The sequence below is a fragment of the Burkholderia anthina genome (assembly GCF_001547525.1).
In the GTDB taxonomy this organism is placed as follows: Bacteria; Pseudomonadota; Gammaproteobacteria; order Burkholderiales; family Burkholderiaceae; genus Burkholderia; species Burkholderia semiarida.
Window position 1 is genome coordinate 3,024,392 of the sequence record NZ_CM003768.1, and the last position, 12,894, is coordinate 3,037,285.

The window sequence follows — 12,894 nt, forward strand, 5'->3', positions numbered from 1 at the left end:
CATCGGATGACCATGCCCGCGCTGCAGATCGCAATCACGACCGGCGAACCCGCGGGGGTCGGCCCGGAGCTGACCGTGCAGGCGCTGCGTGACGCCGCGCAGCGCTGGCCCGACGCGCATTTCACCGTGCTCGGCGATGCGGCGCTGCTCGATGCGCGGGCGGCGGCGGTCGGGGCCGACCCGGCCACGCTGGCCGGCGGCACGCAGGTGTCGGTCGCGCATCACGCGCTGGCCGCGCCCGCGCAGGCGGGCAAGCTGGACGCGGCGAACGGGCGGTACGTGCTTGGGTTGCTCGACGCGGCGATCGACGGCGCGCTGGCGGGCCGGTACGACGCGATCGTCACCGCGCCGCTGCAGAAAAGCACGATCAACGACGCGGGCGTGCCGTTCACCGGCCATACCGAATACCTGGCCGAACGCACGCATACGCCGCGCGTCGTGATGATGCTGGCCGGCACCGGCCACCGGCCGCTGCGCGTCGCGCTCGCGACCACGCACCTGCCGCTGAAGGACGTATCGGCCGCGCTGACGATCGACGGGCTCGTCGAGACGCTCGCGATCATCGATCGCGACCTGCGGCGCGATTTCGGTCTCGCCGCGCCACGTATCCTCGTGACAGGCCTGAACCCGCACGCGGGCGAGAACGGTTATCTCGGCCGCGAGGAGATCGACGTGATCGAACCGGCGCTGGCCCGCGCGAACGCGCAACGCATCGACGCGCGCGGCCCGTATCCGGCCGACACGCTGTTCCAGCCGCGCCATCTGGCCGATGCCGATTGCGTGCTGGCGATGTTCCACGACCAGGGCCTGCCCGTGCTGAAGTACGCGACGTTCGGCGAGGGCATCAACGTGACGCTCGGGCTGCCGATCATCCGCACGTCGGTCGATCACGGCACCGCGCTCGATCTGGCCGGCACGGGCCGCGCGGATCCGGGCAGCATGATCGCCGCGCTCGATACGGCCGTCACGATGGCGCGCCATCGCCGCGCAGCCTGACGCCGCCGGCTTACTCCTTTCGTCGTATTTTTCGTTTTACTGAGTCGATGTCGAACAGCAGACAGCACCAAGGCCATTTCGCGCGCAAGCGCTTCGGGCAGAACTTTCTCGTCGATCACGGCGTGATCGACTCGATCGTCGCGACGATCGGCCCCGCCCGCGGCCAGCGGATGGTCGAGATCGGCCCCGGGCTCGGCGCGCTGACCGAGCCGCTGATCGAGCGCCTCGCGACGCCCGAGTCGCCGCTGCACGCGGTCGAGCTCGACCGCGACCTGATCGGGCGCCTGCAGCAACGCTTCGGCGCGCTGCTGGAACTGCACGCGGGCGACGCGCTCGCGTTCGACTTCCGCTCACTCGCGGCGCCCGGCGACAAGCCGTCGCTGCGGATCGTCGGCAACCTGCCGTACAACATTTCCAGCCCGCTGCTGTTTCACCTGATGACGTTCGCCGATGCGGTCATCGACCAGCATTTCATGCTGCAGAACGAAGTCGTCGAGCGGATGGTCGCGGAGCCGGGCACGAAGGCGTTTTCGCGGCTGTCGGTGATGCTGCAGTACCGTTACGTGATGGAGAAGATGCTCGACGTGCCGCCGGAATCGTTCCAGCCGCCGCCGAAGGTCGATTCGGCGATCGTGCGGATGATTCCGTACGAGCCGCACGAACTGCCGGACGTCGATCCCGTGCTGCTCGGCGAAATCGTCACCGCCGCGTTCTCGCAGCGCCGCAAGATGCTGCGCAATACGCTCGGCGACTACCGCGAGACGATCGATTTCGATGCGCTCGGCTTCGATCTCGCGCGCCGCGCGGAGGACGTGAGCGTGGCCGAATACGTCGGCGTCGCGCAGGCGCTGGCGGCGGTGCGCAAGGCCGGATGATGCGTGGCGCGAGCCGCTCACCGGCTGTATCGACGAGGCTGCCCGACGGGCAGCTTTTTTATTGCCCGCGCGTCTTCTTGCGCCGGTCCGGTCGTCACGCCCGCCGGCGCGGCGGCGCGTTGACGAGCGCGATGCCGGTCAGCACGAGCGCGGCCGCGGACATGAAGCGCCAGCCGACGGATTCACCGAGCAGCAGCACGCCGAACGCGACGCCGAACAGCGGCGACAGGAACGTGAAGACGGACAGCCGGGACGCGCTGTAGCGCGTCAGCAGCCAGAACCACGACAGATAGCTGACGAACGCGACGATCACCGACTGGTAGGCGAGGCTCGCCACCGCAATCGGCGTCACGTGCGCGAACGACATCTGGCCGAACAGCGCGGCGAGCGCGACCAGCACGACCGCCGATACCGCGAGCTGATAGAACAGCGTCTTGCTCGCGCTGGCCCGCGCGAGCGCCGTCGAGCGTACGACGACCGTCGTCGCGGCCCACATCGCGCCGCCGAGGATCCCGAGCGCGTCGCCGGCGAGCCCGGCCAGCACGGACGCGCCGGGCGCGCGCGGCTTCAGGAAGCCGTCCGCGAACGCGAGTGCGATGCCGGCGAATGCGATGCCCACGCCGGCCCATTGCGTGCGCTGCAGCCGCTCGCCCGGTGCGAACAGGTGCAGGCCGAGCGCGGTGAAGCACGGCGCCGTGTACAGGAAGATCGCCATGTGCGACGCGCTCGTCAGCGTCAGCCCGAAGAACACGCAGACGAATTCGCCGGCGAACAGCGCACCGGCCGCGAGGCCCGCGCCGAACGTGCCGTCCGCCTGGAACAGCGGCGTGCCGCGCGTGCGGGCCCAGCCCCACAGCAGCAGCGTGGCGATCGCCGAGCGCAGCCCGGCCTGGAACATCGGCGCGATCGCGGCGTTCGTGCTCTTGATCGCGACCTGCTGGAAGCCCCAGATCGCGCACAGCAGCAGCATCAGGCCGACGGCGTGCGTATCGAGTGCGCGGCGCACGGGGGCGGCGGCAAGCGGGCTCATCGACGTGCCTCGCGGGTCCGGTGCGGTGGCGGCGAGGTGAGGCGGGCGGCGCGTCCGGTGCGCTCGGATGGGCGGTTTCGCACGGCAGGGTGGCGGTACGGAAGAGTGGGTGGTCGCGGTCGGGCGGTGGCATGCGTGCCCGATTTTGGTGCGAAGTGGAAGGATGTTACCCGATCGACGCGGTGGCCGGGTGAGTCGGATCGTGCTGTTTCCCGCCGCGGCGCTCGCTCGTGCTCGTGCGGCTCAACCGCTGCACCGCCCGGGCGCGCGCCGGCCGGCCGTCCCCGGCGCGATTCACCCGACTCCGGTAGAATTTCCGGTTCTGGAAAGTCCCCACAGGAGTACAACACATGCGTTTGCTGCATACGATGCTGCGAGTCGGCGATCTCGACCGCTCGATCAAGTTCTACACCGAATTGCTCGGCATGAAGCTGCTGCGTCGCGAGGACTATCCGGAAGGCAAGTTCACGCTCGCGTTCGTCGGCTACGAAGACGAGCGCACGGGCACCGTGATCGAGCTGACCCACAACTGGGACACGCCGTCCTACGATCTCGGCAATGGCTTCGGCCATCTGGCGGTGGCGGTCGACGATGCGTACGCGGCCTGCGAGAAGATCAAGGCGCAAGGCGGCAAGGTCACGCGCGAGGCGGGCCCGATGAAGCACGGCACGACCGTGATCGCGTTCGTCGAGGATCCGGACGGCTACAAGATCGAGTTCATCCAGAAGAAGTAAGCGCCGGATGAACCGGGCCGCGGCGTGCGATGTGCGCCGCGCCAACGAAAAAGGGCGATGCGGGGTAATCCGCATCGCCCTTTTTCGTTGGCGGCGAAGCCGTGCGCGTCAGAGCGACGGCAGCAGCTCGGGCGGGTGATGCTTGAGCGTGTGCCGCGCTTCGCGGAACTCGGGGAAGATCGATTCGACGGTCTGCCAGAAGGCCGGGCTGTGGTTCATCTCGCGCAGGTGCGACAGCTCGTGCGCGACGACGTAGTCGATGATCGACATCGGAAAATGAATCAGCCGCCAGTTCAGGCGGATCTTGCCGTCGCTCGAGCAACTGCCCCAACGCGTCGCGGCCGACGACAGCGCATACATCGAATACGTGACGCCGAGCTTTTCCGCATAGACCGCGAGGCGTTCGCCGAAGATGCGTTTCGCTTCGCCCTGCAGCCAGCCCTGCACGCGATCCTTGATCTGCTGCATGTCGGCCTGCACGGGCAGCGGCAGCGACAGCCGCTGCGCATCGGCATCGAACGCGACGGCGCCCGCGCCGAGCGCGATCGTCACCGTCTTGCCCAGATACGGCAGTTGCGCGCCGTCACGCCAGTCGATCTGCGGCAGCGCGCGCTGCTCGGTGCGCGTCTTCCATTCCGCGAGCTTCGCGAAGATCCAGCGCTGCTTCTCGGCGATCGCCGCCTCGATGTCGGCGAGCGTGACCCAGCGCGGCGCGGTGATCGACAGCCCGCTGCCGTCGATCGTGAAGCCGATCGTGCGGCGCGCCGAGCGCTTGAGCCGGTATTCGAGCACGCGGCTGTCGAGCGCGAACGTGCGCACGCGCGAGCGATCGGGCGCCGGACCGGGATCGAGCGGCGCGGCAGGGGCGGCGATGTCGGGCGGCGCCGGCGGGGCGGCGGGCGCCGACGGCGGCGCGGCCGGCCCGTCGAAGAGCGGCAGGTCCATCTGGCGATGATCGAGGGCCACGACGGCAGGCCGTGGCCGCGGACGCTGTTTCATCAGTTCGCTTCTTTTTGTCGTACGCAACGGCTGCAATCCGGGGCGTCAGGCGCGCGCGGCATCGCGTGTGCCGGCGTTGCCCGCCTGACGATACGCATCGGGATCGATGCGGCGCATTTCCGCTTCGATCCAGGCTTCGACCTGCGAGTTCAATACGTCGGGCGTCTTGCCTTCGACCGGAATCGGCTTGCCGATCGACACGGTGACGACGCCCGGGAATTTCGTGAACGAGTTGCGCGGCCACACACGACCTGCATTGTGCGCGATCGGCACGACCGGCGTGCCGGTTTCGATCGCGAAGCGCGCGCCGCCCGTCTTGTACTTGCCCTGCTTGCCGACCGGCGTGCGCGTGCCTTCGGGGAACATGATCATCCATGCGCCTTCCGACAGGCGCTTCTTGCCCTGGCGGATCACCGAATTGAACGCGTTCTTGCCTTCCTTGCGGTTGATGTTGACCATGTGCAGCAGCCCGAGCGCCCAGCCGAAGAACGGCACGTACAGCAGCTCGCGCTTGAACACGTAGCAGAGCGGCTTGGGCATCAGCGCGGGAAACGCGAGCGTCTCCCACGCGGATTGATGCTTCGACAGCAGCACGGCCGGGCCGTCGGGCAGGTTCTCCATCCCTTCGATCCGGTAGCGGATGCCGTTCAGCCAGCGCACGACCCACAGCGTCGACTTGCACCAGCCGGCCGCCATCCAGTAGCGCGCGTCGGGGCGCATGAACGGGAACGCGATGAAGCACGCGGTGGCGTACGGCACCGTGTACAGGATGAAGTAGATCAGCAGCAGCAGGGAGCGAACGAAGCGCATCGGCGTGAGTCTGGCGTTGGGGAGGATGCGCGCGGCAGCCGCATCACTCGTGTTCGTGTGAAAGAAAATCGAGCGCGAACGCGCGCAGGTCGTCGTGCACCTTCGTGCCGGGCGGCAGGTTGCCCGCGGCGAGCGTCTTCTTGCCCTTGCCGGTCAGCACGAGGTGCGGCTGGAAGCCGACCTCGACGCCGGCGAGCAGGTCGCGCAGCGAATCGCCGACGACCGGCGTGTGATCGGGATCGATCTCGAAGCGCTCGGCGATCATCTGCATCATGCCGGGCTTCGGCTTGCGGCAGTCGCAGTGATCCTCGGCCGTGTGCGGGCAGAAGAACACCGCGTCGATGCGCGCGCCGACCGCAGCCGCCGCGCGATGCATCTTCAGGTGCATCTCGTTGAGCGCGGCCATGTCGAACAGCCCACGACCGATGCCGGACTGGTTGGTCGCGACGACCACGCGGTAGCCCGCGTGGTTGAGCCGGGCGATCGCCTCGAAGCTGCCGGGCAGCGCGATCCATTCGTCGGGCGTCTTGATGAACGCATCCGAATCGACGTTGATCACGCCGTCCCGGTCGAGGACGACGAGCTTTCGGTTGGGGCTGATCGGCATCGTGCGGCCCTTATGCGGCGAGCTTCGAGATGTCGGCGACGCAGTTCATCTGCTGGTGCAGCGCGGACAGCAGCGCGAGACGGTTCGCGCGCAGCGCCGGATCGTCCGCGTTGACCATCACGTCGTTGAAGAACGTGTCGACCGGCGCGCGCAGCGCGGCGAGCGCCGACAGCGCGCCCGTGTACGCGCGCGCCTCGAGCTGCGACTGCACGTGCGGCGTGACGGCCGCGAGCTGTTCGTGCAGCGCCTTTTCCGCGGCCTCGACGAGCAGCGTCGGCTGCACCGCGCCGTTCGCGCCGCCTTCCGACTTCTTCAGGATGTTCGAGATCCGCTTGTTCGCGGCCGCGAGCGCTTCCGCTTCCGCGAGGCGCGTGAATTCGCGCACCGCGTCGAGGCGCGCGACGAGATCGTCGATGCGCGTCGGGTTCAGGCTCAGCACCGCGTCGATTTCGCCTGCCGAATAGCCGCGCTCGCGCAGCAGGCCGCGCAGGCGATCCATGAAGAACGCGAAGATCGCGTCGGTCGATTCGGCGACGCCCGGCACGCCGTCGAAGCGTGCATGGGCCGTGCGCAGCAGCGACACGAGATCGAGCGGCAACTGCTTCTCGAGCAGCAGGCGCAGCACGCCGAGCGCGTGGCGGCGCAGCGCGAACGGATCCTTCTCGCCGGTCGGCGCGAGGCCGATGCCCCAGATGCCGACGATCGTTTCGAGCTTGTCGGCGAGCGCGACGGCGGTCGACACCGGCGTGGTCGGCAGCGCGTCGCCGGAAAAGCGCGGCTGGTAGTGCTCGGCGCACGCGAGCGCGACGTCGTCGGCCTCGCCGTCGTGGCGCGCGTAGTACGTGCCCATCGTGCCTTGCAGTTCCGGGAACTCGCCGACCATGTCGGTCAGCAGGTCGGCCTTCGCGAGGCGCGCGGCGCGCTTCGCGTGCGCGGGATCGGCGCCGATCGCCGGGGCGATCTCGCCCGCCAGCGCCTCGAGGCGCTCGACGCGTGCGAGCGCCGAACCGAGCTTGTTGTGATAGACGACGTTCGCGAGCTGCGGCACGCGATCGGCGAGCGGCTTCTTCTTGTCCTGCTCGAAGAAGAACTTCGCGTCGGCGAGGCGCGGGCGCACGACGCGCTCGTTGCCTTCGACGATCTCGCCCGGTGTCTTCGTCTCGATGTTCGACACGATCAGGAAGCGCGAGCGCAGCTTGCCGGCGACGTCGGTCAGCGCGAAATACTTCTGGTTCGTCTGCATCGTGAGGATCAGGCATTCCTGCGGCACCTGCAGGAATTCGTCCTCGAAGCGGCACGGGTAGACGACCGGCCATTCGACCAGCGACGTCACTTCGTCGAGCAGCGATTCGGGCATCACGACCGTGTCGCCGTTCGCATGTTCGTTCAGCTGCGTGCGGATCGTTTCGCGACGATCGGCGAAGTGCGCGATCACGCGGCCCTTGTCGCGCAGCGTGTCGGCGTACGCGCGCGCATGCTGGATCGCGACGAGGCCGTCGGACAGGAAGCGGTGGCCGAGCGTGGTGTCGCCGGCATCGACGCCGAACGCGGTGACGGGCACCACGCGGTCGTCGTGCAGCACCGTCAGGCGGTGCACCGGGCGCACGAACTTCACGTCCGTGCCGTCCGGGCGCTGGTACGTCATGAATTTCGGGATCGGCAGCTTCGCGAGCGCTTCGTCGAGCGCGGCCTGCAGGCCGTCGGCGAGCGTGGCGCCGGCCGCCGAGTAGTTGATGAAGAACGCTTCGGCCTTGCCGTCCTGCGCGCGCTCGAGATCGGCGATCGACAGATTCGGGTGGCCGAGCGCCGCGAGCTTCTTCGCGAGCGGGGCGGTCGGCTTGCCTTGCGCGTCGAGCGCGACCGACACGGGCAGGACCTTTTCGCGGACCTGTCTGTCGGGCGCGACGGCGCGTACGTTCTGCACGACGACGGCGAGGCGGCGCGGCGTCGCGTAGCGTTCGAACACGAGTTCGCCTTCGACGAGGTCGCGCGCGGCGAGGCGTTGTGCGATACCTTCGGCGAATGCGTCGCCGAGGCGTGCGAGGGCCTTCGGCGGCAGCTCTTCGGTCAGCAGTTCGACGAGCAGGGGGGCGGGATGATTGTGCGTCATGTCTGGAATAAATCTCGTCTCGTCAGTCCTGATCGATCTTGCGTTCGACCTTGAGCGGCGGCGCCCATGCCGGCTGCGCGGCATCCTGGGCGTCGGTGGTGAGGCCCGGCACGCCCGGCGGGTTGCCGAGCATCGGGAAGCCGAGCTTCTCGCGCGAGTCGTAGTAAGCCTGCGCGACGAGACGCGACAGCGCGCGGATGCGGCCGATGTACGCTGCCCGCTCGGTGACCGAGATCGCGCCGCGCGCGTCGAGCAGGTTGAACGTGTGGCCGGCTTTCAGCACGAGCTCGTACGCGGGCAGTGCGAGCTGCGCGTCGATCATCTTCTTCGCTTCCGCTTCGTAGCTGTTGAAGAACGTGAACAGCAGGTCGACGTTCGCATGCTCGAAGTTGTAGGTCGACTGCTCGACCTCGTTCTGGTGGTACACGTCGCCATACGACAGGCGGCGCAGCTCGGGGCCGTTCGGGCCTTGCTCTTCCCACTCGGTCCACACGAGGTCGTACACGTTCTCGACCTTCTGCAGGTACATCGCCAGGCGCTCGAGGCCGTACGTGATCTCGCCGAGCACCGGCTTGCATTCGAGGCCGCCGACTTCCTGGAAATACGTGAACTGCGTGACTTCCATCCCGTTCAGCCACACTTCCCAGCCGAGGCCCCACGCGCCGAGCGTCGGGTTTTCCCAGTCGTCCTCGACGAAGCGCACGTCGTTCTGCTTCAGGTCGAAGCCGAGCGCCTCGAGCGAGCCGAGGTACAGGTCGAGGATGTTTTCCGGCGCCGGCTTGAGCACGACCTGGTACTGGTAGTAGTGCTGCAGGCGGTTCGGATTTTCGCCGTAGCGGCCGTCCTTCGGGCGGCGCGACGGCTGCACGTACGCGGCGCGCCACGGCTCGGGGCCGACCGCGCGCAGGAACGTGTGGACGTGCGACGTACCCGCGCCGACTTCCATGTCGATGGGCTGGAGCAGGGCGCAACCCTGCTTGTCCCAGTAGGACTGCAGCGTCAGGATGATTTGCTGAAACGTAAGCATGAAGAGCCTTCGTGGCGCTGGCGCTCCGTTGCGGACGGCGCTCCGGGCGGGCCCGGAGGGTCGGCTCGCGCGGCGGCGCGGCTTGTTAGTGTGCAGAAACGCGTAATTTTACCGGATCGGCGAGCGGATGCGGCCGGAAGCCGGATGCGGGCATCGCCGCACCGTTCCGGCGGCCCGCGCACCGGTGCGCACGCGCGCGGGCCGCGGCGCCTCGCGCGAGCGTTAAGATGCGCGTATTGCGGCGCGTGCGATGCGCGCCGCGTCACCCGCTCGCCGATGCCGATTGCATGAACGAACCGACCGACATTCTGATTCCGCTGCTTCCGCCGTTCCTCGCGCTGCTCGGGCAGGCCGCCGACGCGCAGGCGCGCGGCGAGCGCCCCGCGCACGATCTTTGGCTGGCCGCCGCCGCCCATCTGCATGCGGTCGATGCCGACTCGCTGGTGCGGCTCACGACCGCGCTCGTTGCCCGGCAGCGCCCGGCCGACGCGCTCGCGCTCGCCGAATGCGCGGCGCGCGTGCAGCCGGGCGCTGCCACGCACTTCAACCACGGCTACGTGCTGCAGATGGCCGGCCATCACGCGCAGGCGGTCGCGCCGTACCGCGCGGCGCTCGCCATCGACGCCGGCTGGCCGTCGCTGCGCAACAACCTCGCGATCGCGCTGCGGCTGTCGGGCGGCGACCGCGCGGAAGAGATCGCGCTGCTCGACGCGGCCGTGAAGCACGATCCGCACGACGTGCAGGCATGGATCAACCTCGTCGTCGCGCGGATCGCGATGCACGACCTGGATGGTGCGCTCGCGAGCGCCGCGCGGCTCGCCGATCTCGCACCCGACAACGCGCTCGCGATGAACAACGTCGCGATGGCGATGAAGGAGGCGCAGCGCTGGGACGACGCCGAGCGCCATGCGGCGCGCGCGTGCGAGCTCGCGCCCGACGACGCGTCGTTCCGCTTCAATCTCGCGATCATCCAGCTCGTGCGCGGCAACTACGCGGCCGGCTGGCGCGGCCACGAGGCGCGCTGGGACGGCGCGGGCGAGTTGCGCGGCCGCCGGCCGGCGCTGCCGGGCCCGCGCTGGCAGGGCGAGCCGCTTGCCGGCAAGACGCTGCTGGTGTGGGGCGAGCAGGGGCTCGGCGACGTGCTGCAGTTCTGCCGCTTCGTCGTGCCGCTCGCCGAACGCGTGCATCGCGAAGGCGGCCGGCTCGCGTGGAATACGTTTCCGGCGCTCGGCGCGCTGATGCAGCGCAGCCTCGGCGCGCATGCGGACGTGTTCGGCGCGGGCGGCGGCGTCGACGCGCTGCCGGCGTTCGATTACGAAGTGCCGCTGATCGGCGTGCCGCTGATGCTCGGCATGGAGGCGTCGACGCTCGCGGCGTCGGTGCCGTACCTGCGGGCCGAGCCGGGCGCCCGCGACGCATGGCGCGCGCGGCTCGCGGGCGACGGCCGGCTGAAGGTCGGGCTCGTGTGGACGGGCAGCGCGGGCCACCAGCGCAATCCGTTCCGGCGCGTCGGGCTCGAACGCTACGCCGACGCGTTTCGCGGCATCGACGGCGTCACGTTTTATTCGCTGCAGCCGGGGGCGGACGCGGACGTCGCCGCCGCGCGCGCGGCCGGTTTCGCGATCGAAGACTACACCGACGAATTGAAGAGCTTCGACGATACGGCCGCATTCATCGGCGCGCTGGATCTCGTGATCACCGTGTGCACGTCGGTCGCGCACCTGGCCGGCGCACTCGGCGCGCGCACCTGGGTGCTGCTCGACGTGAATCCGCACTGGCCGTGGCTGCTCGATCGTCGGGACAGCCCGTGGTATCCGACCGCGACGTTGTACCGGCAGCCGACGTTCGGCGCGTGGGCGCCGGTGATGGAGGACGTGAGTCGCGACCTGCGGGGCCTCGCCGCGCAGCCGGCGCAATCGGATCGATCGTCCCGGCAGGCCTGAACGGCCGGCCGGTTCGCGGTCACGGGCCGCCGCCGTGCGCGACAGCGGCCCGTTGCGTCATGCCGCTTCGTCGCCGCCGTGCTGCTGCCGGCCGTTGCGGCGGCGCAGCCCGGGCCCGAACGTGAAGCCGAACGCGAGCAGCACGAACGACACCGCGAGCACGATGTTGTTGCCGCTCGTCACGTACGGCGTGAAGCCGCTCGTGCCTTCGATCCGCACGTCGAGCGAGCCGATCGTGAACGGCTTCAACTGGCCGAGCACGCGGCCGTGCGCGTCGATCGCGGCCGTCATCCCGGTGTTGGTCGAGCGCAGCATCGGCCGGCCCGTTTCGAGCGAGCGCATCCGCGCGATCTGCAGATGCTGGTCGAGCGCGATCGTGTCGCCGAACCACGCGAGGTTCGTCACGTTGACGAGCACGCCGGGCGGCTGCGGGTTGTCGCGGATCGTCGCGGCGATTTCCTCGCCGAACAAGTCCTCGTAGCAGATATCGGCCATCACCGGCTGGTTGTGCACGAGGAACGGCTTCTGCACCGGCGCGCCGCGCGCGAAGTCGCCGAGCGGCATCTTCATCAGGTTGACGAACCACCGGAAGCCCCACGGAATGAACTCGCCGAAGGGCACGAGGTGATGCTTGTCGTAGTGATAGATGTCGCGCGAATTCGGCGTCACGCCGTACAGGCTGTTCGTGTAGTCGACGTAGTGGCCGTCCTCGGTCACCGACGCGCCGACCGCGCCGAACAGCACGGCCGAACCGGTCGTGTCGCTGAACTTGCGGATCGCGGCGGCGAACGGCTCGGGCAGTTCCTGGATCATCACCGCGATCGCGGTCTCGGGCGTGACGATCAGGTCGGCCGGCTTCTCGACGATCATCTGCTGGTACATCTTGATCGCCGCGTCGATGCCTTCCTGCTCGAACTTGATGTCCTGCTTCACGTTGCCCTGCAGCAGCCGCACGGTGAGCGGCGCATTCGCGGGCACGGTCCACGTGACCTGCGACAGCCCGAGGCCGGCCGCGACGAGCGCGAGCGCGATGCCGGCCGGCGCGGCGATGCGCACGCGGGCGTTGCCGCCCGATGCGCCGGCTGCGCCGTCACGCACCGGCGACGGGCGCGCGGCGGCGAGCGCCTGCACGACCAGCGCGGCGAACAGCGCGAGCACCCACGCGATCCCGTACACGCCGACCACCGGCGCGAAGCCCGCGAACGGGCCGTCGACCTGCGGATAGCCGCTGCCGAGCCACGGAAAGCCGGTGAACACGGTGCCGCGCAGCCATTCGCCGAGCGCCCACGCGCTGGCGAACGCAAACGCGCCGTGCCAGGTCGGCGAGAACGGCCGCGGGTCGGGCTCGCGGCGGTGCCACGCATGGCCCGCGCAGAACGACCACAGCCCGGCCGAGAACGCCGGATACAGCGCCAGGTACAGCGAGAACAGCACGAGCGCGCCGCCGGCGAGCGGCGCGGCCATCTCGCCGTACACGTGCATGCTGATGTAGAGCCACCAGACGCCGGTGATGAAGTTGCCGAAGCCGAACGCGCCGCCGGTGAGCGCGGCGCCGCGCCAGCTCGACGTGCGCGTCAGTTGCGCGAAAAACCAGACGAATACGACGAGCTGCAGCCAGCCGCCATGCGGCGTGGGCGCGAAGGTGAGGGTATTGGCCGCGCCGGCGAGCAGCGCGGCCGGATAGTGCCAGCGCGGCAGCGCGCAGCCGGGGGCCGGCGCGAGAAGGCCGCCAGCCGGGCGGGACGGGATCGGATCGTCCATGT

Annotated in this window: 11 protein-coding genes; 4 read left to right on the forward strand and 7 right to left on the reverse strand. The window is 69.3% G+C overall.

Going from position 1 to position 12,894, the window contains the following annotated elements; genetic code table 11:
* Positions 1-6: 6 nt before the first annotated feature.
* Entirely contained in the window at positions 7-996 is a 990-nt protein-coding gene (pdxA, locus tag WS64_RS13800) for a 4-hydroxythreonine-4-phosphate dehydrogenase PdxA (protein WP_059642958.1), read from the forward strand.
* A 47-nt stretch (positions 997-1,043) separates the two neighbouring features.
* Positions 1,044-1,871 carry a 16S rRNA (adenine(1518)-N(6)/adenine(1519)-N(6))-dimethyltransferase RsmA gene (gene rsmA / locus WS64_RS13805; RefSeq protein WP_034201387.1) on the forward strand — a complete coding sequence of 276 codons (828 nt, stop codon included), beginning with the start codon at positions 1,044-1,046 and terminating at the stop codon, positions 1,869-1,871.
* 94 nt (positions 1,872-1,965) lie between these two features.
* Here rsmA and WS64_RS13810 read toward each other — a convergent pair whose 3' ends face one another.
* Positions 1,966-2,901: a DMT family transporter gene (locus WS64_RS13810; RefSeq protein WP_060966680.1), complete on the reverse strand. Its 936-nt coding sequence runs from the start codon at positions 2,899-2,901 to the stop codon at positions 1,966-1,968.
* Positions 2,902-3,251: 350 nt separating this feature from the next.
* Here WS64_RS13810 and gloA point away from each other — a divergent pair, with 350 nt between their 5' ends.
* On the forward strand, positions 3,252-3,635 hold the full coding sequence (gene gloA / locus WS64_RS13815) for a lactoylglutathione lyase (protein ID WP_059578709.1): 384 nt from the start codon (positions 3,252-3,254) through the stop codon (positions 3,633-3,635).
* A 108-nt stretch (positions 3,636-3,743) separates the two neighbouring features.
* Here the strand turns inward: gloA and WS64_RS13820 are convergent, their stop codons facing one another.
* Genes WS64_RS13820 through glyQ form a run of 5 tightly spaced genes read right to left on the reverse strand, consistent with a single transcriptional unit; the run spans position 3,744 to position 9,188 of the window.
* Positions 3,744-4,634, reverse strand: coding sequence for a M48 family metallopeptidase (locus tag WS64_RS13820; protein ID WP_060966681.1), 891 nt, complete (start codon positions 4,632-4,634; stop codon positions 3,744-3,746).
* Positions 4,635-4,679: 45 nt separating this feature from the next.
* A complete protein-coding gene (locus WS64_RS13825; protein ID WP_059578704.1) occupies positions 4,680-5,444 on the reverse strand; it encodes a lysophospholipid acyltransferase family protein in 765 nt (254 codons plus the stop codon).
* Between the two features lie 43 nt (positions 5,445-5,487).
* A complete protein-coding gene (gmhB, locus tag WS64_RS13830; RefSeq protein ID WP_060966682.1) occupies positions 5,488-6,051 on the reverse strand; it encodes a D-glycero-beta-D-manno-heptose 1,7-bisphosphate 7-phosphatase in 564 nt (187 codons plus the stop codon).
* 10 nt (positions 6,052-6,061) lie between these two features.
* Positions 6,062-8,161 (reverse strand): glycine--tRNA ligase subunit beta, encoded by a 2,100-nt coding sequence (gene glyS / locus WS64_RS13835; RefSeq protein ID WP_059642974.1) that lies wholly within the window; start codon positions 8,159-8,161, stop codon positions 6,062-6,064.
* A gap of 22 nt (positions 8,162-8,183) precedes the next feature.
* Positions 8,184-9,188 carry a glycine--tRNA ligase subunit alpha gene (gene glyQ / locus WS64_RS13840; RefSeq protein ID WP_006477868.1) on the reverse strand — a complete coding sequence of 335 codons (1,005 nt, stop codon included), beginning with the start codon at positions 9,186-9,188 and terminating at the stop codon, positions 8,184-8,186.
* Positions 9,189-9,475: 287 nt separating this feature from the next.
* On the opposite strand from glyQ, the gene WS64_RS13845 reads away from it, so the two are divergent.
* Entirely contained in the window at positions 9,476-11,131 is a 1,656-nt protein-coding gene (locus tag WS64_RS13845; RefSeq protein ID WP_060966971.1) for a hypothetical protein, read from the forward strand.
* A gap of 57 nt (positions 11,132-11,188) precedes the next feature.
* On the opposite strand, the gene lnt is transcribed toward WS64_RS13845, so the two are convergent.
* Positions 11,189-12,892, reverse strand: a complete 1,704-nt coding sequence (gene lnt / locus WS64_RS13850; protein WP_060966683.1) for an apolipoprotein N-acyltransferase — start codon at positions 12,890-12,892, stop codon at positions 11,189-11,191.
* Positions 12,893-12,894 lie beyond the last annotated feature (2 nt).